The organism is Microbacterium karelineae, from assembly GCF_009745985.1.
Classification (GTDB): Bacteria; Actinomycetota; Actinomycetes; order Actinomycetales; family Microbacteriaceae; genus Microbacterium; species Microbacterium karelineae.
Window position 1 is genome coordinate 1 of the sequence record NZ_WFIX01000009.1, and the last position, 403, is coordinate 403.

Annotated in this window: 1 protein-coding gene; it reads right to left on the minus strand. The window is 38.7% G+C overall.

Going from position 1 to position 403, the window contains the following annotated elements; translation table 11 throughout:
• Window positions 1–403, minus strand: a 403-nt coding sequence (locus GB932_RS21710) for an OmpA family protein (RefSeq protein ID WP_156758774.1), incomplete at both ends; no start/stop codon positions are given.

Here is a 403-nt window from a genome sequence, read left to right on the forward strand (position 1 = left end):
CATTCTTTCAGCATCTGAAGCTGATGCCGGGATCGTTGCTTCTGCAGAACCAACTCCTCTAGATTTTAGTACATTTTCATTAATGCCTCTGTTTTCAAGAGCTCCTACTACAGCAGCTGCTCTTTCTTTAGACAATCTAAGATTGTAGGCTGCATTTCCTTTGATATCTGTATGTCCGGTCAACAAGTAATTACCTCCGTTTTCTTTAATAATTGAAGCTGCCAGATCCAATTTTTCGTTAGATTCAGGTCTGATGGTAGCTTTATTAAAGTTGAAATAAATATCCTTAAGGGTTTTCTCTACTTCTACAGCAGTTTCCTTATGATCTTTAACGATAGGGCATCCGTTGTTTTCAACAGGTCCTGGAACTGTTACACACTTATCGTAAAGGTCAATTACACCG